The sequence below is a fragment of the Curtobacterium sp. UCD-KPL2560 genome (assembly GCF_001705035.1).
Lineage (GTDB): Bacteria > Actinomycetota > Actinomycetes > Actinomycetales > Microbacteriaceae > Curtobacterium.
Genome location: NZ_MCIG01000002.1, coordinates 72,705 through 95,292 on the forward strand (window position 1 = coordinate 72,705; position 22,588 = coordinate 95,292).

The window sequence follows — 22,588 nt, forward strand, 5'->3', positions numbered from 1 at the left end:
GCGGAGGACGCCGGCTGCGGGACGACGGAGCGGCGACCCCGGGGATGCCGACGCTCTACACCGGTGTCACTCGATGCGCCGACGCCGGCGACGCAGCACCAGCGTTGCGGTACCGGCGAGGAGGAGCAGCGTTGCGAGCGACGCCGGCCCGAGGGGCGACGGTGCTCCGGTCGCGGCCAGCGTGCCCGTCGCCGGGACCACCGGCGTGCCGGCGCCCTGAGCCGCTGATGTCGTGGTCACGGCCGGCATCGGGGAGGGCGACGAGGCGGGCGTCCCCGCCGGTCCCGGCGTGGCAGCAGCGATCAGCGGGCTCTCGGACGCCGCCGCGCCGGTGAGGCAGCGCTTGAGCTCGGTTTCCTTGACCCAGTTCGACCCGGCGGCGACCGCACGGCACCCGGCGGCGAACGCGATCTCACGCTCGTTGTAGAGCATGCGCACCAGCGGCGTGTAGGCCGCGCCGGTGGCGGGGTCGATGCCCGTTCGCGCCACGACGTCCCACTGCACGTTCGCGGCCATCGGTGTCACCTGGGACCCTCGCCACGGGTTGGTGGCGGAGTCGTAGACGTCGGCATCCGACGCCGGAGCAGGATCGTCGGGTGCGGCGACCGTGGATCCCGGAAGACGCAGCAGCGCAGCGAACGGGATGATCGTCTCGGCGTGCGCGAAGCGGAAGGTCGCGACCACGTCGCCGCCGGCGACGCGGTCGTCGATGGTCGCGAAGAAGTCGTCGAGCAGGGGCTCGGCGATCGAGTACGTCTCGTCGTGCCCGGCGAGGCTCGGGCCCTTCTCGTAGAAGTCCTCGGCGTCGAGCAGGTACGCGAACCACTCGGCATCCGCCGATCGGCCTGCGAAGTACTGGGTGAAGTCGAACTCGTGCGGAGCGACGTCCTCGTCGTGCATGTCCGCCGCGATGATGTCCAGGTTGTACAACGCCATCGCCGCATCGACCGGGGTCTTGATCGACTTCTTCGGATCGCCGCAGGCGTCGGGGTCCGCCGTCCTGTCGGCGCCGGGCGCGCACGTCACCCCGCCGCCCTTGGTGCCGTCGGCGGTGTCGTACCAGACGTGCGCCGCGTCCGTGCCGATCGCAGCGATGAACCGGGGCGTGAAGATGCCGGAGAGCAGGTCGTCGGCCGCCGTGACCGAACGCGGCCGGCTCTCGATGTACTGCAGCGCCGCCGCGATCGTGCCGCCGGCACCGGTCTGTCGGGCGATGTAGTCCTCGTACGCCTGGGCACGCGCACGCTCGGGCGAGCCCACGGCCTTGTCGGTGCCGTCCGGGTTCTGGACCTCGTGGAAGTAGAGCAGATCCGGACGCGGCTCGAGCGCGACACCCGGCATCCCGAAGCCCGCCAGGAAGTTCTCGCCCGACTCGGTGGCGCGTGGCTCACCCGAGGTCTCGGCGACGACACGCCCACCCGTCTTCGCCGCGTCCGCGAACAGCTGCGCGTTGCGCTGTGCGGCCCGCGCGCCGATGCCACGGTGCTGGGCGGCGCCCTGACCGGTGAGCATGCCGTAGCCGTTCTCGACGTTCGCCGCCGTGATGGCGTCCAGGTTCGCGGAGAACTCCCTCCCGATCTCCGGCGTCAGGAACCCGTTCTCGGCCTGCGCCGTCGCGGCGACACGGTGCAGGAGCGCGTCGTACTTGTAGGAGGAGAGCCCCCGGGAGCCGTGTCGGGCGACCGACTCCGTGGCGACGGGTGCGTAGCCGTCCGGAGCGGGCGAGTAGGCACCGATGTCCGACGGGCTGGGGGCGACGTAGGGCTGCTTGCTGCTGAGGGAGGGGGTGTCGTCGGCGTGTGCCGGTACCGCGAGCGCCAGCGACGCGAGGGCGGTGACGGCGATGCAGGACAGTGCGGTGCGCGCGTTCATGGGTTCTCCGATGTCGGGAGCCTCGGACGAGGTTCCGACGAGCAGAGGTAGTGGCAGCCGGTGAACAGCGCTTGACCCGGAGGTGGCCGGTCGGTGCTCCCGGCACGGCCCGCGGCGTCCGTGCGCGGCGCCGTCCGGCTCCTGCTCGGGGGTTTCTCCAGTGGGCCCTGCCGGGATCGAACCGACGACATCCACGGTGTAAACGTGGCGCTCTACCAGCTGAGCTAAAGGCCCTCCCGGCCGATCCTACCGGCCGAAGCGCTCGACCAACTCGCGCTTGAGCACCTTGCCGCTCGGGCCGAGCGGGAGCGCGTCGACGACGTGGACCGTGCGCGGGTACTTGTACGCGGCGATCTCGTCGGCGACGAACCGGACGAGCTCCTCCGGGGTGACGGTCGCTCCACCGCGCAGGACGACGGCGGCGGCGACCTCCTGGCCGTGCACCTCGTGCGGCACGCCGAACACCGCGGCCATGGTCACGTCGGGGTGGGTCGCGAGGACCTCCTCGACCTGCCGCGGGTACACGTTGTAGCCGTTGCGGATGATCATGTCCTTCGTCCGGTCGACGATGGTGAGGTACCCGTCCTCGCTCTTCGTCCCGAGGTCGCCGGTGCGGAACCACCCCTCTACCATGACCGCGGCGGTGTCCTCCGGGCGGTTCAGGTACCCGTTCATGAGGTTGTGCCCGCGGATGACGAGCTCGCCGATCTCGCCACGGGGCAGGAAGTGCACGGCGTCCTGGACCTCGGGGTCGGCGATCTCGATGTCGACGCCCCAGACGGGCGTGCCGATGGTCCCGGGCCGCGGTGCGGTGCCGACGTGGTTGAACGACGCGACGGGCGAGGTCTCGGTCAGGCCGTAGCCCTCGTGGATCGGAGCGTCGTACACCTGCTGGAAGCGCTCGAGCACGGCGAGCGGCAGGGAGGCTCCCCCGGAGATGGCGTAGCGCAGGGCCGGGCGCGCGTCGCTCCGGCTCGCGGCGTCGAGGAGCGCCATGTACATCGTCGGCACCCCCATGAAGATCACGCACTCGTGCTCGACCATCGCCGCGAGGGCCGCGTCGCCGTCGAACCTCGGCAGCATGACGATGGTGGCGCCGGCGCGGAAGCCGGTGTTCATCGTGCAGGTCTGCCCGAACGTGTGGAAGAGCGGGAGCGCGCCGAGCAGGACGTCACCGCGGCGCATGTCGAACGTGCTCATCAGGTTCGTGTCGACCTGGGCGAGGAGCGCGAAGTGCGACCCCTCGGCACCCTTGGGCCGCCCCGTCGTGCCGCTCGTGTACAGGATCGTCGCGGTGTCGAAGGGATCGCGGGGCGTGTACGTGGTGAGGGGCGTGGCGGCGGCGGCCAGCGCCTCCAGGCCGTCGTGCCCCGTGTCGGCGTCGGCCGGCGCGAGCACGGTGACCACGTCGACACCGGCGAGGGCCGCACCCGCGGCCCCCTCGGCGAGCAGCGGCGCCGCGCAGACGAGGACGGCTGCGCCGCTGTCCTGCAGGACGTACTCGATCTCGCGGCGCTTGAGGAGTGCGTGCACGGGCACGACGACCGCGCCGAGCGCGAGGGTCGCGTAGTAGACGCGGGCGAAGTCCGCGACGTTCGGGACGAGCATGGCGACCCGGTCGCCCTCGCCGATGCCGCGCGCACGGAGCGCACCGGCGTACGCGAGCGTCTGCGCCCACAGCTCCGAATAGGTCGTGCGCTCGTCCCCCACGACGACGGCGACGTCGTCGGGCAACCGGGCGGCGGACTCCGCGAGGATCGCGGCGACCGACGCGGTCGCCTGGGTACGGCGGACGGGGGTCGCCGTGGTGTCGGGGGTGGGTGCGGTGCTGGTCATGCCGACCTTCCGTCTCGTGTGACGAGTGCTCACCCCGGAGCATACGGTCCGTGCCGCTCCGGCGGACGGGTGCCCCGCCGACGGGTGGGGCGCGCCTCGGCGACGGGTCAGGCGTACCGCGCCGACGGGTCGGGGGTGTCCCGACGGTGGGACGACCGTGGATCTGTACCCCGACCTGCGAGCGGACCCCGGTACCGTCTGGGCCACTGCGGGAGGTGGTGCGGGGTGAGCGAGGACGACACGTACGGCGCGACGGGGTACTGGTACCCGGGCCGTCCCGGTCGGAGCGGTGTCGAGCTGCTGACGATGATGCGGCGCTACCGCGCCTCGGAGGTCGCGATGCGGGAACGCACGCGCCGGTCGATGGGCATGAACGCCACCGACATGGAGGCCGTGCGGTTCCTGCTCCGCGCCGGCGAACGCGGCCAGCAGGTGCGCCCGGGTGACCTGACGGCACACCTCGGGATCACCTCGGCGTCGACCACCGCGGTGCTCAAGCGACTCGTCGCCTCGGGGCACGTCGAGCGGCGCGCCGACCCGAACGACGGCCGCGGGGTGCTCCTGGTCGCGACCGGCCACACCGACGACGAGGTGCGGACCGAACTGACCGACGTGCACGCCCGGATGATCGCCGCGGCGGAGCGGCTGTCCCCGCAGACGATCGACGAGATGCGCGCGTTCTTCGCGGACGTGATCGATGCGATGGACGCCGACGGGTCGGAGGTGGGCGACCCGATGTCCCATATGCGTACGCATCCAAGTCGGTAGTTAGACAAACTAGGGAAACAGGCGCAGTCTGGTCCCAGCACCGCAGCAGCGGGTGCGACGACACAGGGAGGGCCCGGCCATGAGCACCATCGACGCGACACACTCGCAGTTCTCCGAGGTCCGGGAAGCGGCACACGGGCGCCTGCTCGCCGCGGTCGCGACCTCCGTCGGCATCGTGGCCGTGACGGTCACCGCCGCCGCCGTCAGCATCGTCACCCTGGGAGCGTGAGCCGCGTGGTCCACACCAGCGACCTCGGCGCCCTGCAGCGCGACCCGCACGAGTGGCACCGCCGCGGCATGCGGCACCCCGACGAGATCGAGGCGCTCGTGCACCACCGCACGCTCGGCGACGTGCCGCGCGACCCGTCCTACGGCGACTTCTTCCGGGTCGCCTGACCGACCCGTCCGTGCGGGCCGGCTGATCGGACCAGCGCGATCAGCCCGACACGGCTGCCGACGCCCCGGGCGAACGCCAGGTCGGTCCGAGCTCAGGACGAGGATCCGTCGACCCCGGACCCGTCCGCCCCAGCAGCGCCGTGCCGGTCGTCCGCGCGCCGCCCCACCGCACGCAGCTCGGGGAACTGGTCGTCGCGCCACTCCCCCGTCACCGCCGTCCCCGACGCCGCGGCACGCTCCTCGCGCTCCCGCAGCTCGACGCGACGGATCTTGCCCGAGATGGTCTTCGGCAGCTCGCCGAACTCCACCCGACGCACCCGTGCGTAGGCGGGCAGCGCGGTCCGGGCGTGCTCGAGCACACGGCGGGCGGTCTCGTCGGAGGGTTCCCACCCGGCGGCGAGCGTCACGTAGGCCTTCACCACGTTGAGGCGTGCCGCGTCGGGCGCGGGCACGACCGCGCTCTCGGCCACGGCTGCGTGCTGGAGCAGGGCGCTCTCGACCTCGAAGGGCGACACCTTGTAGTCGGACGACTTGAACACGTCGTCGGTCCGGCCGATGAACGTCAGCTGGCCGTCGGCGTCCCGCGAGGCGACGTCGCCGGTGTGGAAGAACCCGTCGCGCATCGCGTCCGCGGTGCGCTCGGGGTCGCCGAGGTACCCGGCCATCAGGTTGGTCGGCCGCTCGGTCAGGTCGAGGCAGACCTCGCCCTCGTCGACGGGCGCACCGGTCAGCGGGTCGAGCAGGGTGACGGTGACGCCGGGCAGCGGTCGGCCCATCGCACCGGGTGTGACCGGTGCGCCGGGGGCGTTCGCGATGATCGCGGTCGTCTCGGTCTGGCCGTAGCCGTCGCGGATGGTCAGGCCCCAGGCGTCCTGCACGCGGGCGATGACCTCCGGGTTGAGCGGTTCGCCGGCCGAGACGACCTCGCGGAGCGCGCGCGGCTTCGGTCCGAGGTCGGCCTGCAGCAGCATGCGCCACGCGGTCGGCGGCGCGCAGAAGGTGTCGACGCCGGCCTGGTCCAACTGGGCGAGGAGCCCGGCCGGGTCGAACCGCGGGGTGTCGTACACGAACACGGTCGCCTCGGCGATCCACGGCGCGAAGAAGCAGCTCCAGGCGTGCTTGCCCCAGCCGGGCGAGCTGATCGCCAGGTGCACGTCGCCGGGCCGGATGCCGAGCCAGTGCATCGTGCTGAGGTGGCCGATCGGGTACGAGGCCTGGGTGTGCACGACCATCTTCGGCTTCGACGTCGTGCCCGAGGTGAAGTACACCAGGCAGGGGTCGGTCGTCAGGGTCGTGACGACGGGGCGCGCGGCGGTGTCGGTCGGGGTGCCGAGGTCGTCGGGGTAGGTCGTCCAGCCGTCGGCCGCGCCGCCGATCACGATGCGCGACGGCGCTCCCGTGACACCGTCGAACTTCGGGGTCTCGCCGTGGTTCGTCACGACGTGTGCGACGCCACCGCGGTCGATGCGGTCCTGCAGGTCGGCGGTGTCGAGCATCGTGGAGGTCGGCAGGATCACGGCGCCGAGCTTCATCACGGCGAGCATCGTCTCCCACAGCTCGAGCTGGTTGCCGAGCATGACGAGCACGTGGTCACCCTTGCGGACCCCGAGGCGGTCGAGGTGCACCGCGAGGCGGTCCGAGCGTGCGGCCATCTCGGCGTAGGTCGTGCGCGACCCGCCCTCGCCGTCGACGATCCAGAGAGCGACGCGGTCGTTCCCCCGGGCGACGACGTCGAACCAGTCGGTCGCCCAGTTGAACGTCTCGCCGACGTCGGGCCACCGGAAGGCACGGCGCGCCGCTTCGGCACGGCCGGCGTCGTGCTCGTCGAGGACGGCGAGGAGCTCGTCGCGCGCCGCGCGGTAGGCCGTGGTCGGGTTCGAGGAGGGCACCGGTCGATCATGCCGCACCCCGGCCGTGCGCGCAGCGTCCCTCCCGCCGAGCCGGGTACGGTCGTCCCCGTGGACGGTGTCGGAGTGCTCGACGAGGCCGGGCGGCTCCGCCTGCTCGGTACCGCGGTTGCGGGCGCGGCCTTCGGCGCGGTCCTGGTCGTCCTCCTCGCCTCGTCCTGGGCGGAACCCACCACGGGTCTCCTGGTCGCGGTCGGGGTCCCGGCCGGACTGCTCGGTGCCGCGCTCGGCGTCTGGACCCAGCTGCGCAGCTGGCGCTCCGGCGGTGGCTACGAGCAGTCGGTGCGCGCCCAGCGCTGGGTCGCCGACGGAGCGGTCCCGCCCGACGTCACCGCCGACGTCTGGATCCCCCTCCTGCAGGCACAGGCCGACCGCGAGGGCGCCGGCTGGAGCAAGATCGTCCTCTGCGTGCTGTGGACGGCGATGACCTGGTCGGCCCTCGACCAGCACGGACTGCTCCTCACGCTGCTGCTCAGCGGCCTGTGGGTCGGCATGGGCGTGTGGTCGGCCTGCTGGGTGATCCCCCGTGCCCGCGCTGCGCGCGCGGTGCTGCGCCGCGGGGTCACCACCCCGTCCTGACGGCGCAGCCGTCGGTCTGGAGGCCCGGCTCGGCTCCGACACGGCGGGTCCGGTCGTCCGCGACCGGCCGGGAGGCGCGACCCGCCTCCTCGGGGCCCCGACACGACCGGTCCGCGGCGAGCGCGGCGCGCCCCTCGGGGGGCCGCACGGGTCGTGCGAGCCTTCCGCAGGTGGGGTCGACACGCGGGACGGGACCGGATCGGGACGGAGTGGAACCGATCGGCACCGAGCGGACACTCCTGGGCATGGGGAACGAGCAGCCCGGCAGACCGGGCACGACCACCGACGAGGACCGCGTCGACTGGGGCCGGGCCCTCGGTGGTGACGGCGAGGCGTTCGGCCGCGTGTTCGACCGGCACCGGCACCGTGTGCTGCGGCACGCGCAGCGACTGCTGCCCGTCGAGGCCGACGCCGCCGACGCGGTCGCGGTCGTGTTCCTCGAGGCGTGGCGGCTCCGGGCCCGTGTGCGGCTCGTCGACGGGTCCGTGCTCCCGTGGCTGCTCGTCACGGCGACGAACACGGCGCGGAACCAGGGCCGCGCGACCCGCCGGTACCGGGCGGCGCTCGACCGGCTGCCCCCACCGGAGCCGTCGCCGGACCACGCCGACCGCGAGACCGACGGGGAGGCCGTGCGTGCCCTCCGCACGCTTGCTCCCAGGGACCAGGAGGTCCTGACCCTCGTCGTCCTGGAGGGCTACGCCGAGCGGGAGGTCGCCGAGGCGCTCGGGATCCCGCAGGGCACCGTCAAGTCCCGACTCTCCCGTGCGCGTGCCCGGTTGGCGGCACGGGTCGCGCGGTCGTCGGATGCGGAGCCACACGACCACCACCACGAGCACCAGCACCAGCCCGCACGCCGGACCCGACCGAACGGAGCACGCCCGTGACCCACCACGACCAGCCCCGAGCCGACGACCGCGGCGCTCCGGCAGGCGCCGTCGACGAGCGGACCCTGGCACTGCGGTCCCTGCTCGTCACGACCGTCGAGCAGACCGCCCGGCGACGGCGGTGGCGGTCCGCGAGCGTCGGCGGTGCGCTGCTCTGCGTGCTCGCCGGTGCGACCGTGGGCGGGGCGATCACCGCCGCCGCGACGCCTGACGCCGACGCCGCGGCCGCCCGTGCCGGAGCCCGGGCCGCGGTGCAGGGCACGACGATGCCGTACACCCCGATCGTCGGGGATCCCGAGGCCGTGCTCGGGTCGGGGGACGACGAGGTCTCGGTCGGTGCACCACCGCCCGGCGCTGAGCAGCTCGCCTGGTCACTCCGCTGCCTGTCCGACGCCGGGGCGACGCGGGTCGGCTTCGCGGCATCGGACGCAGGCGGGTCCTCGGTGCCCTCGTGCGACCCGGGTCGGACCGTGACGGGCACGATCGCGGTCGGAGCGCTGCCGTCGCGCACCGTCGTCGTCCGCACCACGCCCGGTGCGCGCTGGACGCTGTCGACGGGGTGGCTCGGGGCTCCGCCGCTGCCCGGACCCAGCGCCGCGCAGCAGGAGGCGGTCCGGGACGGCGTCGTCACCCGGAGCGAGTACCTCGCGGCGTTCCACCGGTTCCAGGGGTGCATGACGGCCAGGGGCGAGTCCCTCGGCATCGTGCCGGAGTCCTCGCTGTTCGTGGTCTTCGGCGTCTCGGACCTGTCCGCGGGCGACTGGTGCGGCGCGTCCGAGTTCGACGACGTGAGCAGCACCTGGCAGTCGGAGCACCCGGCCCCACCCGGTGACGACGGGACCTGGGGCGACCAGCGGTACGACCCGTCGACGGACCCCCGCTCCGCGGACTGACGACTGGGACCGAGCGCGGCGCGACCCCGGTGGTCGGCCGGGCTCCCCTGGCGTCCGGCGCACCCGCGAGCATCAGTCGCCCGGCGGCGGACTCGGGCGCCGTGGAGCGGAACGGCGCAGCCGCACCCACCGCAGCGCGAGTCCGACCGCCAGCACCACGGTGCCCGCCACCACGGACGACGGTGGCAGGGCGGCGACGAGCACCACGCACCCGACCACCCCGGCGAGCGCCAGCGCCCGGGGCCAGCGGCGGTGCGCGCGGTCCTGCGTCCACGCCGCGGCGTTCGCGACCGCGTAGTAGAGCAGGACACCGAACGCCGAGGCGCCGATCGCCGCGCGCAGGTCGACGGTCGTCACGAGGACGCAGACGACGACGGCGAGGAGCGCCTCGGCGCGGTGGGGCACCCGGCGGCGGGGGTGCACGGCGGCGAGCGCCGCGGGCAGGTCGCCGCCGCGGGCCATGGCGAGGGCGGTCCGACCGATGCCGGCGACGATCGCGAGCAGCGCCCCGAGGGAGGCCGCGGCGGCCCCGACGCGGACGACGACCGGCCACGGCCCGCCGGGGAGCGCGGCGACGGCGGCGAGGGGTGTCGGCGTGCCCGCCGTGCCCGCCGGGCCGAGGGCGTGCAGGAGGGCGAGTGCGACCGCGGCGTAGACGACGAGGGCGAGCCCGAGCGCGAGGACGACCGCGCGCGGGATCGTCCGGGCGGGGTCGACGACCTCCTCGCCCATGGTGGCGATGCGGGCGTACCCGGCGAACGCGAAGAACAGGAAGCCCGCGGCCTGCAGCACTCCGAGTGGCGACGGGTCCCCGGCTGGTCCGTCCGCGGCGGGGGCGGTGGTCGTCGCGCCGATCACGACGACGGTGACGAGCGCGACGAGGGCGACCGCGACGAGCACGCGGGTGAGCCGCGCGGTCCGGGTGATCCCGAGCAGGTTCACCCCGGTGGTCGCGAGCACCGCGAGGACGGCGACCGGTCTCGTCCAGGGCCCCGGGGCGACGTGGGACGCGAAGGTGAGCGCCATGGCCGCGGCACTCGCGGTCTTCCCGACGACGAAGCACCACCCGGCGGCGTACCCGGCCCACGGTCCGAGCCGCTCCCGTCCGTACACGTAGGTGCCGCCCGAGGTCGGGTACTGCGCCGCGAGCTGGGCGGACGAGGCGGCGTTGCAGAACGCGACGGCACCGGCGACCGCCAGGCCGAGGAGCAGCCACGCGCCCGCGGCTGCGGCCGCGGGTGCGAACGCCGAGAACACGCCCGCCCCGATCATCGACCCGAGCCCGATGAGCACGGCGTCGGGCAGGGTCAGACGGCGGGCGAGCGACGGCTGGGGCGGTGCGGCGGCGGGACGGTCCACGTCGCCGATCCTGCCGCACGACGACGGTGCCCGGACCGGACAGCCCGGGCACCGCCCGCACCGGCCGTGACTACGCTCGACGGCATGCAGAGTCGCACCCTCGGCCGTACCGGCCGCTCCGTGTCCGTGGTCGGTCTCGGCACCTGGCAGTTCGGCGGTGACTGGGGTCCCGTCAGCGAGCAGGACGCCGCCGCCGTGATGGACGCCTCGGTGGAGTCCGGCGTCACCCTGTTCGACACCGCCGACGTGTACGGCGACGGCCGGAGCGAGCAGCGCATCGGCGCGTGGCGACGGGCCAACCCCGACGTCCCGCTCACCGTGACGACCAAGATGGGCCGTCGCGCCGACCAGGTGCCGGAGAACTACGTCGCCGCGAACTTCCGCGGGTGGGTGGACCGCTCGCGGCGGAACCTGCAGCAGGACACGCTCGACCTCGTCCAGCTGCACTGCCCGCCGACCGCGGTCTTCGAGGACGACCGTGTCTACGACGCCCTCGACGCCCTCGTCGCCGACGGGTCGGTCGCCGCGTACGGCGTGTCCGTCGAGACCGCGGACCAGGCGCTCTCGGCGATCGCCCGCCCGGGCGTCGCGAGCGTGCAGGTCATCCTCAACGCGTTCCGGCTGAAGCCCCTGGACCGCGTGCTGCCCGCCGCGCGCGAGGCGGGCGTGGGCATCCTCGCCCGGGTGCCCCTGGCCTCGGGGCTGCTGTCCGGCGGGTACACGACCGCGACGACGTTCCCGGAACAGGACCACCGCAACTACAACCGGCACGGCGAGGCGTTCGACCAGGGCGAGACCTTCAGCGGGGTCGACTTCGCGGACGGCGTGCAGGCGGCGCAGGCGTTCGCCGCCGCCCTGCCCGAGGGCGTCTCGGTCCCGCAGGCGGCGCTCGCGTGGATCGTCGCCCAGGACGGCGTGACGGCCGCGATCCCCGGTGCGCGCAACCCCGAGCAGGCCCGCTCGAACGCGGGCGCCGCGGACCTCGGCGAGGTGCCCGGCCTCGACGCCACGGTGCACGAGCTCTACGACCGGTGGTTCCGTGCCGCCGTGCACGACCGGTGGTGAGCACGACCGCGGCCGGGCCGCGTCGCCGAACGGGCGGTGCGGGCGCCCGCCCCGCGCCGCGCGCGGTGGTGCTGACCGTCGTGGCGGCGGTCGCCGTCCTGCTGCTGGCCGTCTGCTCGACGCCGGCCGCGGGCACGACCCGGTCCGCGCCTCCGTGGCCGGCCCCGACCGACCTGCAGACGCGGGCCGACGCGGCGGGCCTGCGCAACGTGTGGGATGAGCCGCTCGCGGAGCACGTGCACACCCACCTGACGATCCTGGACGGGGACGTGCCGGTCACGGTGCCCGGGAACGTCGGACACTCGTCGCGCGAGCGGTTCGCCGCGGAGCTGCACACGCACGACACGTCGGGCATCCTGCACGTCGAGTCGCCGGAGCGCCGCACGTTCACCCTCGGGCAGTTCTTCGACGAGTGGGGCGTCTCGCTCGGCGCCGGGCACGTCGGCGGGCTGCGGGGGGAACTGACCGTGTGGGTCGACGGCCACCGCTTCCTCGGCAACCCCCGGACCATCGCGCTCGAGGACCGTCGGCAGGTCGTCCTCGCGGTCACGACGATCGGCGAGGTCGCCCACCGGCCGGCGCCGTTCGACTGGCCGCCGCAGTACCGCTGACGTCCGGCACGTCGGTCGTCGGTGCAGGGCGCGACCGGGTCGCGCCCGGCGAGCCCGGCGGGTGCGGTCAGGCGAGCCCGAGCAATGCGGGTCAGCCGGATCCGAACGGTGCGGGTCAGGCGAGCCCGAGCAGCGCGGCGACGGCGTCCGGGTGCTCGACGTGCGCGAAGTGGCCGCAGTCCTCGAGCACCGCGGTCCGGACCCCGGGCAGCAGCGCCCGCAGGTCGTCCAGGTCGGTCGTCCGGGCGAACACGTCCTGCCTGCCGACGACCGCCGTCGCCGGGCTCGTCACCGCGCGCCAGCGTCCGACGTCGTACCCGGCCGCCGAGCGGGCCGCCGCGGAGAACAGCTCCGGCCGGAACTCGGCGACGAACGCGTCGAGCACGCTCGGGTCGAGTCGGCGGACGTGTGCGAAGACCGGTGCGGCGAGCAGCGGGAGCACCCCGACCCGGGCCAGCCCCCGCAGCAGCGACCGGGCGGTACGACCGGTGACCGCGAGCCCGGCGCGCAGGAGCGTGAACGCCGGCAGCGTGGCGAGGGCACGGACCGGGTGCCGTGCCGCCCGGACCGTCGCCGTGGTGGTGCCCGAGACGAGACCGAGCGAGCGCACGCGCGTCGGCGCCGCGACGGCGGTCTCGAGGCCCACGAACGCGCCCATCGAGTGCCCGACCACGTCCACGGGCCCGGTGCCGAGGGCGTCGAGCACCGTGACGACGGCCCGGACGACCGCGTCGAGGTCGGCTGGTCCGGCACCGACGGCCGTCGACGCACCCCACCCCGGCAGGTCGACGAGCACCAGCCCACGGCCGGGCAGCCCGTCGACGGCGGTCAGGAGCGGCGTCCAGGTCGTCCACGAACCCGCGACGCCGTGCAGGAACAGCACCGGCCGCGGTCCGGGCCGGTGGTGCACGACCACGGGGCCGGCGTCCGTCGCGACGGTGGTGCGCACGAGCGACCACACCGCGGGGTCGGCAGTGACCGGGTGCGGCGCGTACGAGCCTGGCGACGGGGTGGCGGTGACCACCCGTGCACCGGCGGGGTCGTCGACGGCGTGCACCGCGCCTCCCGTCCGGTCACCGGGACGCGGTCGCGCCCCACCGGTCCTTCGGAGCGGCGGCGTCAGCCGACGGGGACGGGTGCCGTGCAGGCGGCGAGGCGGTCGAGCGCTGCGCGGTACTCCGCGACGTCGCGCTGCAGGCCGGGCTCGGTGATGATCGAGGCCTTGATGCGGCCCTGCACGTCGATCACGAAGGTGGCCCGCGTCGCGAACCCCTTCTTGTCGAGGAACACGCCGTACTCCTTGGACACCGCGCCGTGCGGCCAGAAGTCGGCGAGCAGCTCGAAGTCGTAGCCGTTCTGCTCGGCGAACGAGCGCAGCGTGGCCTTCGAGTCGACCGAGATGCCGATCAGCTCGACGCGCTGGTCCTGGAACATCGCGATGTTGTCCTGCAGGGTGCACAGCTCGTTCGTGCAGCCCGACGAGAACGCGAGCGGGAAGAAGACGAGCGCGACCGGGCGGACGCCCCGGAAGTCGCTGAGCCGGACGTGCTCACCGAACTGGTTCGGGAGCTCGAAGTCCGGCGCGAGGGAGCCGATCTCCAGTGCCATCGGTGCGCTGCTGCTTCCTGGGCGTGGGGTCTGCCCGTCGACGTCGTACGGGCACGGGTCGCGCACGCACGATCGGCAATCGTACGCCGACGACACGCAGATGCAAGCACCTGTCCACCCGCACGGCACCGTCAGCCGGACGGTCGGCGGTGGGGCCTAGAGTGGTGTGGGTCTCCCTGCTCGGTCGCGACCCGACCGTCCCGGGAGCCACCATGTCCACCACCACGAGAACGAACGAGGTCAACGGTGACGGTGAACGACCAGGACCCGCGCAGCACGGCAGCGACCGACCAGGACCCGGAGGAGACCGCCGAGTGGCGTGAGTCGCTCGACGGACTCGTCGCGACGCACGGCCACCAGCGGGCCCGCGAGATCATGCAGAGCCTGCTGAAGCGCTCGAACGAGCTGCACCTCGGCGTGCCCATGGTCCCGACGACCGACTACGTGAACACCATCGCGCCCGAGGACGAGCCCGAGTTCCCCGGTGACGAGGAACTCGAGCGTCGCTACCGCCGGTGGATCCGGTGGAACGCCGCGATCACCGTGCACCGCGCGCAGCGCCCCGGCATCGCCGTCGGCGGCCACATCTCGACGTACGCGTCGAGCGCCGCGATGTACGAGGTCGGCTACAACCACTTCTTCCGCGCGCAGGACCACCCGTCCGGCGGCGACCAGGTCTTCTTCCAGGGCCACGCCTCCCCCGGCATGTACGCCCGCGCCTACATGGAGGGCCGCCTCAGCGAGGACCAGCTCGACGGCTTCCGCCAGGAGCACTCGCACGCCGGCGGCGGGCTGTCGTCGTACCCGCACCCGCGCCTCATGCCGCACTTCTGGCAGTTCCCGACCGTGTCGATGGGCATCGGCCCGATCAACGCGATCTACCAGGCGCAGCAGGCCAAGTACCTGTCCAACCGCGGCATCAAGGACGCGTCCGACCAGCAGGTCTGGGCGTTCCTCGGCGACGGCGAGATGGACGAGGTCGAGTCGCGCGGTCAGCTGCAGGTCGCGGCGAACGACGGGCTCGACAACCTGAACTTCGTCATCAACTGCAACCTCCAGCGCCTCGACGGCCCGGTGCGCGGCAACGGCAAGATCATCCAGGAGCTCGAGGCGTTCTTCCGCGGTGCCGGCTGGAACGTCATCAAGGTCGTGTGGGGCCGCGAGTGGGACGACCTGCTCGCCCGCGACACCGACGGCGCGCTGCTGAACCTCATGAACGCCACGCCGGACGGCGACTACCAGACCTACAAGGCCGAGAACGGTGCCTACGTCCGCGAGAACTTCTTCGGGCGCGACCCGAAGGCGCTCCAGCTGGTCGAGGGCTACTCGGACGACCAGATCTGGAACCTCAAGCGCGGCGGGCACGACTACCGCAAGGTGTACGCCGCGTTCAAGGCCGCGACCGAGCACAAGGGCCAGCCGACCGTCATCCTGGCGAAGACGGTCAAGGGCTACGGCCTCGGCCCGAGCTTCGAGGGCCGCAACGCGACCCACCAGATGAAGAAGCTCACGCTCGACAACCTCAAGCAGTTCCGCGACGAGATGCGCATCCCGATCTCCGACGCGCAGCTCGAGGAGAACCCCTACACGCCGCCGTACTACCACCCGGGTCACGACGACGAGGCGATCCAGTACATGCACGAGCGTCGCCGCGAACTCGGCGGCTACGTGCCGGAGCGTCGGACGAAGTACACGCAGTTCACGCTGCCCGACGAGTCGAAGTACCAGGTCGTCAAGAAGGGCTCCGGCAAGCAGGAGGTCGCCACGACGATGGCGTTCGCCCGCCTGCTCAAGGACCTGCTGCGCTCCCCCGACTTCGGCAACCGCGTCGTCCCGATCATCCCGGACGAGGCACGCACGTTCGGCATGGACGCCTACTTCCCGACGGCGAAGATCTACAACCCGAACGGCCAGCACTACACCTCGGTCGACCGTGAGCTCCTCCTCGCCTACAAGGAGAGCCCGCAGGGCCAGATCATCCACGTCGGCATCAACGAGGCGGGCGCCCTCGCGGCCTTCACCGCGGTCGGTACCTCGTACTCGACGCAGGGCGAGCCGCTCATCCCGGTCTACGTCTTCTACTCGCAGTTCGGGTTCCAGCGCACCGGCGACGCCATCTGGGCAGCCGGCGACCAGATGGTCCGCGGGTTCATGATCGGCGCGACCGCCGGCCGCACCACCCTGACCGGTGAGGGCCTGCAGCACGCCGACGGCCACTCGCCGCTCCTCGCCGCGACGAACCCCGCCGTCGTGTCCTACGACCCGGCCTACGGCTACGAGATCGGGCACATCGTCCGGTCCGGCCTCGAGCGGATGTACGGCACGAACGAGGACGGCTCGCCGAAGCACGCCGACCCGAACGTCATGTACTACCTCACGGTCTACAACGAGCCGCTCGTGCAGCCGGCCGAGCCCGAGGGCGTCGACGTCGAGGGCATCGTCAAGGGCATGTACCTGCTCAAGCCGAGCGAGCAGGAGGGCCCCAAGGCCCAGCTGCTCGCGTCCGGTGTCGCGGTGCCGTGGATCCTCGAGGCGCAGCAGCTCCTCGCCGAGGACTGGGGCGTGTCCGCCGACGTCTGGAGCGTCACGAGCTGGGGTGAGCTGTACCGTGACGGTCTCGACGCGGAGCAGCACGCGTTCCTCAACCCGAACGAGGCACCGCGCACCCCGTACGTGACCGAGCGCCTGCTCGGCACCGAGGGCCCGGTCGTCGCGGTGAGCGACTTCATGCACGCCGTGCAGGAGCAGATCCGCCCGTTCGTGCCGACCGACTACGCGACCCTCGGCGCCGACGGCTTCGGCTTCTCGGACACCCGTCCGGCCGCCCGCCGCTACTTCCACATCGACGGCCCCTCGGTCGTCGTGCGGACGCTGCAGCAGCTCGCCCGCCAGGGCAAGGTCGACCAGGCACTCGTCCAGCAGGCGATCGACAAGTACCGCCTGCACGACGTGACCGCCGGCACGACCGGCAGCGCGGGCGGCGAGAGCTGACCTGCGCGTGAGCACCCCCCGCACCGTCCCTGCCGTGGGCCAGCAGAGCGACCGCGACCGCGCGCTCTCCTGGCTCCGGCAGGTGTCGGGCGAACTCTCGACCGCGACCATCAAGCGGCTCGAGGACACCCTCCCCTGGTACAGCGAGATGCCCCCGGGTCGGCGGTCCGCCGTCGGCATGGTGGCGCAGGCCGGCATCACGTCGTTCATCTCGTGGCTCGAGGGCACCGCGTCGACCCCGTGGATCGCCGCGGCCGACGTCTTCGGCTCCGCGCCGCGCGAACTCCTCCGCTCGGTGAGCCTGCAGCAGACGCTGCAGCTCATCCGCGTGGTGGTCACCGTCGTCGAGGAGCGCGCGAAGGACGACGAGATGCTGCAGGAGGCGATCCTCAAGTACTCGCGGGACATCGCCTTCGCCGCGGCCGACGTCTACGCCCGCGCGGCCGAGGCCCGCGGGCTCTGGGACGCGCGGCTCGAGGCGCTCGTGGTCGACTCGATCCTGTCGGGTGAGTACGACGACGAGCTCCCGTCGCGCATCGCGGCCCTCGGCTGGCACGGCCACGGCGAGGTCGCGGTCCTCGTCGGCAACGCCCCGAAGCAGCTCGAGGTCGACCAGGTCCGCCGCACCGCGCGGCACATGGACGCCGACGTGCTCATCGGTGTGCAGGGCTCCCGGCTCGTCGTGGTCATCGGCCGCGCCACCCCGCGCGACGACGTGCCCGAGGGCGAGGAACCCGTCTCGTTCACCGCGATCGCTCAGGCCCTCGAGCCGTCCTTCGGCGAGGGGCACCTCGTGCTCGGCAACGAGGTCCCCGGGGTCGTCGACGCGTCGACGAGCGCGAAGGGCGCCCTCGCCGGGTTCGCCGTCGCGCGGGCGTGGCGCGGCGCACCCCGTCCCGCACTGGCCGACGACCTCCTGCCGGAGCGGGCGCTGGCCGGCGACCCCCTCGCCCGGTCGGCCCTGGTCCAGCGCATCTACGTCCCGCTCAAGGACCAGTCCACCGAACTGCTCCAGACGCTCTGGTGCTACCTCGACACCGGGCGCTCGCTCGAGGCCACCGCACGGGAGCTCTTCGTGCACCCGAACACCGTCCGCTACCGCCTCCGCCGGGTCGCCGACGTGATCGGCTGGGACGCCACGCACGCCCGCGACGCCCTCATCGTGCAGTCGGCGCTCATCCTCGGCGCGATGTCCGAGTCGAGCACCGGACGCCGCCGGGTCCCGTCCCGGCGCTAGGGATCGCACAACGTCTGGGCGTGTTTCGTGTGGCAACCCCACACGAACAGCAGCGGGCGCTCCCGGGAGGATTGTCCGGTGATCGTCGTCGTCGCGCCCGGACAGGGCTCCCAGACCCCCGGCTTCCTCGCCCCCTGGCTCGAGGACGCCTCCGTCCGTGACCGCGTCGGGGCGTGGTCCGAGGCGATCGGCGTCGACCTGGTCCGACACGGCACCGAGTCCGACGCCGACACCATCAAGGACACCGCACTCGCGCAGCCGCTGATCGTGGCCGCCGGGCTCGTCACCGCGGACGCCCTGCTCGCCGAGGGCCGCCGCACCCTCGTCGGCGGCGTCGCGGGCCACTCGGTCGGCGAGTTCACCGCCGCCGCGGTCGCCGGTGTCCTCGAGCCGACCGACGCGCTCGCGCTCGTCGCCGAGCGTGGCCGGGCGATGGCCGACGCCGCCGCGCTCGAGCCGACCTCGATGGCCGCCGTCCTCGGCGGCGACCCGGACGCCGTCGCCGCCGCGCTCGCGCAGCACGGCCTCGTGCCCGCCAACCACAACGGCGGCGGCCAGACCGTCGTCGCGGGTCCCGCGGACGGCATCGCGGCCCTCGCCGCCGAACCCCCCGCGAAGGCGCGCGTGATCCCGCTCGCGGTCGCCGGCGCCTTCCACACCGCGTTCATGGCCCCCGCGGTCGCCCGTGTCGCACCGGTCGCGGCCGCCGCGACCGCGCAGGACCCCACGCTCCCGATCTGGACGAACGCCGACGGCTCGCGCGTCGACGACGGCCGCCGCTTCGTCGACCTCATGGTCCGGCAGATCGAGAACCCCGTGCACTGGGACGCCGTCATGGAGTCGTTCTCCGCCGCGGGTGTCACCGGCATCATCGAACTGGCCCCGGCCGGTGCCCTGGTCGGCCTCGCCAAGCGCGGACTCCGCGGCACCCCGACCGTGGCGATCAAGACCCCCGACGACCTGCCCGCGGCGATCGAGCTCCTCGAGCGCGACGCCGACCGCGACGGTTCCGCAGGCCAGGAAGCAGACGCACCCGCATGACCGACGCCACCACCCCGACCACCGCAGCCGACGAGACGGCGCCGACCAGCGCCTCCCGTCCGCTGCTGCAGCAGCGTCGCGGCCACGAGTTCACCCGCATCCTGGCGTTCGGCGCCGCCCGCGGTGAGCACGTCGTGCCGAACGACGACCTCGTCGGCCCGATCGACTCGTCCGACGAGTGGATCCGGCAGCGCACCGGGATCGTCACCCGCAAGCGCGCCGGTGCCGACGTCGAGGCCGTCGACCTCGCCGAGGCCGCCGCCCGCGAGGCGATCGCCAAGGCCGGCATCGAGCCGTCCCAGATCGGCGTCGTGCTCGTCAGCACCGTCACGCACACCGTCGCGACCCCGTCGATGGCGTCCCTGCTCGCCGAGCGCATCGGCGCCACGCCCGCGGCCGCCTACGACGTCAGCGCCGCGTGCGCCGGCTACGCGTACGGCATCGCCCAGGCCGACTCGTTCATCAAGTCGGGCCTGGCAGACCACGTGCTCGTGATCGGCGCCGAGAAGCTCAGCGACGTCGTCGACCCGACCGACCGGTCGATCTCGTTCCTGCTCGGCGACGGCGCGGGTGCCGCGGTCGTCGGCCCGAGCGACTTCCCCGGCATCGCCCCGACGATCTGGGGCTCGGACGGCTCGAAGTGGGACGCCATCGGCATGACGGCGACCTACAACGAGTGGGCCGCCGGCGCTCCCCGCCCCACCATGCGCCAGGCCGGGCAGACGGTCTTCCGCTGGGCCGTGTGGGAGATGGTCAAGGTCGCCCGTGAGGCGCTCGAGGTCGCCGGGGTCCGCCCCGCGGACCTCGCTGCGTTCGTGCCGCACCAGGCGAACATCCGGATCATCGACGAGTTCGCCAAGCAGCTCGGCCTGCCCGACACGGTGACGATCGCGCGCGACATCACCACGACCGGCAACACCTCCGCCGCGAGCATCCCGCTCGCCACGCACCGCCTGCTCGAGGAGCACCCGGACCTGTCGGGCGGCCTCGCCCTGCAGATCGGCTTCGGCGCCGGACTCGTGTTCGGCGCGCAGGTGGTCGTCCTCCCCTAGTCCCCCGCGCCTCCGCGCACGGAACACACCCGTGCCCTAGGCTGTCCCACGGTCAAACGACACCCCCCTCAAGGAGAACACCCATGGCCCTGTCCAACGAAGAAGTCCTCGCCGGCCTGGCCGAGCTGATCAACGACGAGACCGGCATCGCGACCGACACCGTCGCCGCCGACAAGTCGTTCACCGACGACCTCGACATCGACTCCATCTCGATGATGACGATCGTCGTGAACGCCGAGGAGAAGTTCGACGTGAAGATCCCGGACGAAGAGGTCAAGAACCTCAAGACCGTGGGCAACGCCGTCGACTACATCGTCAAGGCGCAGGCCTGACGCGAGCTTCCTGAGCGCCGCGGCCCCGGCGGACCAGCCGCGGGCCGCGGCGCTCACCTCGTCCACCCCCGGCTCCTGCGAGCCAGCTCGTCCACACGAAAGAACGCGTCGTTCCATGACCAACAAGACCGTCGTCGTCACCGGGATCGGTGCCATCACGCCCCTCGCCGCGACCGCCCCGGAGACGTGGGAGGCGCTGCTCGCCGGGAAGTCCGGCATCTCCCGCATCGAGGACGAGCGCTACGCCGACCTCGAGATCCCCGTCGAGTTCGCCGGCCAGGCGCGACGCTTCCTCACCGACCAGCTGACGCGCCCCGAGGCCAAGCGCCTCGACCCGTCGTCGCAGCTCTCCCTCGTCGCCGCGCGTGAGGCCTGGGCCGACGCCGGCATCGACGCCGAGTCCGTCGTGCCCGAGCGCCTCATCGTCGACTGGGCCACCGGTATCGGTGGCGTCAACACGCTGCTCGACGCCTGGGACACCCTCCGCGAGAAGGGCCCCCGCCGCGTCCTGCCGATGACCGTCCCGATGCTCATGGCGAACGGCCCCGCCGCCGCCATCGAGATGGAGTTCGGCGCCCGCGGCGGTGCCCGCACCTACCTGTCCGCGTGCGCGTCCTCGACCGAGTCGCTGGCCGAGGCGTACCGCCACGTCGCGAACGGCGAGGCCGACATCGTCATCGCCGGTGGCGCCGAGGCCGCGCTCCACCCGCTGCCCCTCGCCGCGTTCGCGTCGATGCAGGCGCTCTCGCGTCGCAACGACTCCCCCGAGACCGCGTCGCGTCCGTACGACGTCACGCGCGACGGCTTCGTCCTGGGTGACGGCGCCGCGGCGCTCATCCTCGAGTCGAAGGAGCACGCCGAGGCCCGCGGCGCGAAGATCTACGCCGAGGTCGCCGGCTCCGGCATCACCTCGGACGCGTTCCACATCACCGCGCCGGACCCCGAGGGCAGCGCCGCCGCCCGTGCCGTCATCACCGCGCTCGAGCACGCCGGTGCCGCCCGCGAGGACGTCGTGCACGTCAACGCGCACGCCACGTCGACCCCGGTCGGCGACGTCGCCGAGTACCACGCGATGCGCCGCGTCTTCGGCGACCACCTCGACTCGATCGTCGTCTCCGCCACGAAGGCGTCGACCGGGCACCTGCTCGGTGGCGCCGGCGCGATCGAGGCCGTCTTCACCGTCCTCGCCCTGCACGAGCGCGTCGCCCCGCCGACGATCAACCTCACGCAGCAGGACCCGGAGATCGTGATGGACGTCGCGACCGCCCCGCGCGAGCTCCCCGCCGGCGACCTGGTCGCGGTGAGCAACTCGTTCGGCTTCGGCGGGCACAACGCCGTGGTCGCGTTCCGCACGGCCTGATCGCGTCCGGCGGGACCCCCGTCGGTCTGGAGGCCCGTCCTGCGTCCGCAGGGCGGGCCTCCTGCCGTCCGTGGCCGGTTCGGAGCGCGCGAGTGGGCAGGACGTGCCGCTCACGTCCGCGGCGCGCGCACGGGACGTCGGGTGGAGGCGCCGAGCGGGCCGGATGTGGCCCGCTCGGGGATGCTGCCCGGTGACGACGGACGCCGTCCGCTCCGGAGGGAGCGGACGGCGTCCGTGGTGGGGCGGAGGAACGGGAGGGGGTCAGCCGACGCGGTGCAGCCAGACGACGGGGTTGCCCTCGGCGGCGTGGCGGAACGGCTCGAGCTCGTCGTCCCAGGCCTGCCCGAGCGCGAGCCGGAGCTCCCGGTGCAGCTCGAGTGCGTTGCTGCCCGCGACCTCCATGGCGTAGCGGACACGGTCCTCGGGGACGACCATGTTGCCGGACACGTCGGTCTGCGCGAAGAACACCCCGAGGTCGGGCGTGTGCATCCACCGGCCGCCGTCGGAGTCGGTCGTCGGCTCCTCGGTCACCTCGTAGCGCAGGTGCTCCCACCCACGGAGGGCAGAGGCGATCGACGCGCCGGTGCCGACCGGGCCCGTCCAGGTGAACTCGGTCCGACGGGAACCGTCGAGCGCGGGCTGGTCGAGCCACGAGAAGTTCACGGCGCGGCTCATCGCGCGACCTGCCGCCCATTCGACGTGCGGGCAGAGCGCGCGTGGTGAGGAGTGCACGTAGAGCACCCCTGTCGTCGTTCCGTTCACGATTCCTCCGCTTCGTCAGGTGCGACTTCCCCATC

The 22,588-nt window shown here is 73.2% G+C and carries 21 protein-coding genes and 1 tRNA gene; 14 read left to right on the forward strand and 8 right to left on the reverse strand.

Annotated elements, in window-relative coordinates:
* Window positions 1-66 precede the first annotated feature (66 nt).
* The 3 genes from BEP24_RS01280 to BEP24_RS01290 form a co-directional block, all read right to left on the reverse strand.
* On the reverse strand, window positions 67-1,872 hold the full coding sequence (locus BEP24_RS01280; protein WP_083229967.1) for a histidine-type phosphatase: 1,806 nt from the start codon (window positions 1,870-1,872) through the stop codon (window positions 67-69).
* 161 nt (window positions 1,873-2,033) lie between these two features.
* Window positions 2,034-2,106 (reverse strand) — tRNA-Val (locus tag BEP24_RS01285).
* A 12-nt stretch (window positions 2,107-2,118) separates the two neighbouring features.
* Window positions 2,119-3,708: a long-chain fatty acid--CoA ligase gene (locus BEP24_RS01290; RefSeq protein ID WP_065959460.1), complete on the reverse strand. Its 1,590-nt coding sequence runs from the start codon at window positions 3,706-3,708 to the stop codon at window positions 2,119-2,121.
* 225 nt (window positions 3,709-3,933) lie between these two features.
* On the opposite strand from BEP24_RS01290, the gene BEP24_RS01295 reads away from it, so the two are divergent.
* From BEP24_RS01295 to BEP24_RS17340, 3 genes are all read left to right on the forward strand, one after another.
* Complete coding sequence (locus BEP24_RS01295; RefSeq protein WP_065959462.1) at window positions 3,934-4,476, forward strand: MarR family winged helix-turn-helix transcriptional regulator; 543 nt, start codon at window positions 3,934-3,936, stop codon at window positions 4,474-4,476.
* Between the two features lie 79 nt (window positions 4,477-4,555).
* Window positions 4,556-4,705 carry a hypothetical protein gene (locus tag BEP24_RS17335; protein WP_171898689.1) on the forward strand — a complete coding sequence of 50 codons (150 nt, stop codon included), beginning with the start codon at window positions 4,556-4,558 and terminating at the stop codon, window positions 4,703-4,705.
* On the forward strand, window positions 4,702-4,872 hold the full coding sequence (locus BEP24_RS17340) for a hypothetical protein (RefSeq protein ID WP_171898690.1): 171 nt from the start codon (window positions 4,702-4,704) through the stop codon (window positions 4,870-4,872). The genes BEP24_RS17335 and BEP24_RS17340 overlap by 4 nt, the downstream gene beginning before the upstream one ends.
* Before the next feature lie 92 nt (window positions 4,873-4,964).
* Here BEP24_RS17340 and BEP24_RS01300 read toward each other — a convergent pair whose 3' ends face one another.
* Window positions 4,965-6,761, reverse strand: a complete 1,797-nt coding sequence (locus tag BEP24_RS01300) for an AMP-binding protein (RefSeq protein WP_083229968.1) — start codon at window positions 6,759-6,761, stop codon at window positions 4,965-4,967.
* Between the two features lie 69 nt (window positions 6,762-6,830).
* On the opposite strand from BEP24_RS01300, the gene BEP24_RS01305 reads away from it, so the two are divergent.
* The 3 genes from BEP24_RS01305 to BEP24_RS01315 all read left to right on the forward strand — a co-directional run bounded on the left by BEP24_RS01305 (window position 6,831) and on the right by BEP24_RS01315 (window position 9,135).
* Window positions 6,831-7,358 carry a hypothetical protein gene (locus BEP24_RS01305; protein WP_065959464.1) on the forward strand — a complete coding sequence of 176 codons (528 nt, stop codon included), beginning with the start codon at window positions 6,831-6,833 and terminating at the stop codon, window positions 7,356-7,358.
* Window positions 7,359-7,603: 245 nt separating this feature from the next.
* On the forward strand, window positions 7,604-8,242 hold the full coding sequence (locus BEP24_RS01310; protein WP_083229980.1) for a sigma-70 family RNA polymerase sigma factor: 639 nt from the start codon (window positions 7,604-7,606) through the stop codon (window positions 8,240-8,242).
* Window positions 8,239-9,135: a hypothetical protein gene (locus tag BEP24_RS01315; protein ID WP_065959466.1), complete on the forward strand. Its 897-nt coding sequence runs from the start codon at window positions 8,239-8,241 to the stop codon at window positions 9,133-9,135. The genes BEP24_RS01310 and BEP24_RS01315 overlap by 4 nt, the downstream gene beginning before the upstream one ends.
* Window positions 9,136-9,207: 72 nt before the next feature.
* Here BEP24_RS01315 and BEP24_RS01320 read toward each other — a convergent pair whose 3' ends face one another.
* Window positions 9,208-10,494 (reverse strand): APC family permease, encoded by a 1,287-nt coding sequence (locus BEP24_RS01320; RefSeq protein WP_065959468.1) that lies wholly within the window; start codon window positions 10,492-10,494, stop codon window positions 9,208-9,210.
* A gap of 84 nt (window positions 10,495-10,578) precedes the next feature.
* On the opposite strand from BEP24_RS01320, the gene BEP24_RS01325 reads away from it, so the two are divergent.
* Entirely contained in the window at window positions 10,579-11,559 is a 981-nt protein-coding gene (locus tag BEP24_RS01325) for an aldo/keto reductase (protein ID WP_065959471.1), read from the forward strand.
* Entirely contained in the window at window positions 11,556-12,170 is a 615-nt protein-coding gene (locus BEP24_RS01330; RefSeq protein WP_141693311.1) for a hypothetical protein, read from the forward strand. Before BEP24_RS01325 ends, BEP24_RS01330 begins: the two co-directional genes overlap by 4 nt.
* A 115-nt stretch (window positions 12,171-12,285) precedes the next feature.
* On the opposite strand, the gene BEP24_RS01335 is transcribed toward BEP24_RS01330, so the two are convergent.
* Together BEP24_RS01335 and BEP24_RS01340 are read right to left on the reverse strand one after the other, a co-directional pair.
* On the reverse strand, window positions 12,286-13,227 hold the full coding sequence (locus BEP24_RS01335) for an alpha/beta hydrolase (protein ID WP_171898691.1): 942 nt from the start codon (window positions 13,225-13,227) through the stop codon (window positions 12,286-12,288).
* A gap of 62 nt (window positions 13,228-13,289) precedes the next feature.
* The gene (locus BEP24_RS01340; RefSeq protein WP_065959476.1) at window positions 13,290-13,778 is read right to left on the reverse strand and encodes a peroxiredoxin; all 489 of its coding nucleotides are present in this window, start codon (window positions 13,776-13,778) and stop codon (window positions 13,290-13,292) included.
* Window positions 13,779-14,024: 246 nt separating this feature from the next.
* Here BEP24_RS01340 and aceE point away from each other — a divergent pair, with 246 nt between their 5' ends.
* The 6 genes from aceE (at window position 14,025) to fabF (ending at window position 21,791) form a co-directional block, all read left to right on the forward strand.
* On the forward strand, window positions 14,025-16,769 hold the full coding sequence (gene aceE, locus BEP24_RS01345; RefSeq protein ID WP_065959477.1) for a pyruvate dehydrogenase (acetyl-transferring), homodimeric type: 2,745 nt from the start codon (window positions 14,025-14,027) through the stop codon (window positions 16,767-16,769).
* A gap of 34 nt (window positions 16,770-16,803) precedes the next feature.
* Entirely contained in the window at window positions 16,804-18,006 is a 1,203-nt protein-coding gene (locus BEP24_RS01350) for a PucR family transcriptional regulator (RefSeq protein WP_171898692.1), read from the forward strand.
* A 78-nt stretch (window positions 18,007-18,084) separates the two neighbouring features.
* Window positions 18,085-19,047, forward strand: a complete 963-nt coding sequence (locus BEP24_RS01355; RefSeq protein ID WP_065959483.1) for an ACP S-malonyltransferase — start codon at window positions 18,085-18,087, stop codon at window positions 19,045-19,047.
* Complete coding sequence (locus BEP24_RS01360; protein ID WP_065959484.1) at window positions 19,044-20,099, forward strand: beta-ketoacyl-ACP synthase III; 1,056 nt, start codon at window positions 19,044-19,046, stop codon at window positions 20,097-20,099. The genes BEP24_RS01355 and BEP24_RS01360 overlap by 4 nt, the downstream gene beginning before the upstream one ends.
* A gap of 83 nt (window positions 20,100-20,182) precedes the next feature.
* Complete coding sequence (locus tag BEP24_RS01365) at window positions 20,183-20,431, forward strand: acyl carrier protein (protein WP_017886710.1); 249 nt, start codon at window positions 20,183-20,185, stop codon at window positions 20,429-20,431.
* Window positions 20,432-20,546: 115 nt separating this feature from the next.
* Window positions 20,547-21,791 (forward strand): beta-ketoacyl-ACP synthase II, encoded by a 1,245-nt coding sequence (gene fabF, locus BEP24_RS01370; RefSeq protein WP_065959486.1) that lies wholly within the window; start codon window positions 20,547-20,549, stop codon window positions 21,789-21,791.
* Between the two features lie 261 nt (window positions 21,792-22,052).
* Here the strand turns inward: fabF and BEP24_RS01375 are convergent, their stop codons facing one another.
* Window positions 22,053-22,532: a DUF3145 domain-containing protein gene (locus BEP24_RS01375; RefSeq protein ID WP_083229970.1), complete on the reverse strand. Its 480-nt coding sequence runs from the start codon at window positions 22,530-22,532 to the stop codon at window positions 22,053-22,055.
* Between the last annotated feature and the right edge of the window lie 56 nt (window positions 22,533-22,588).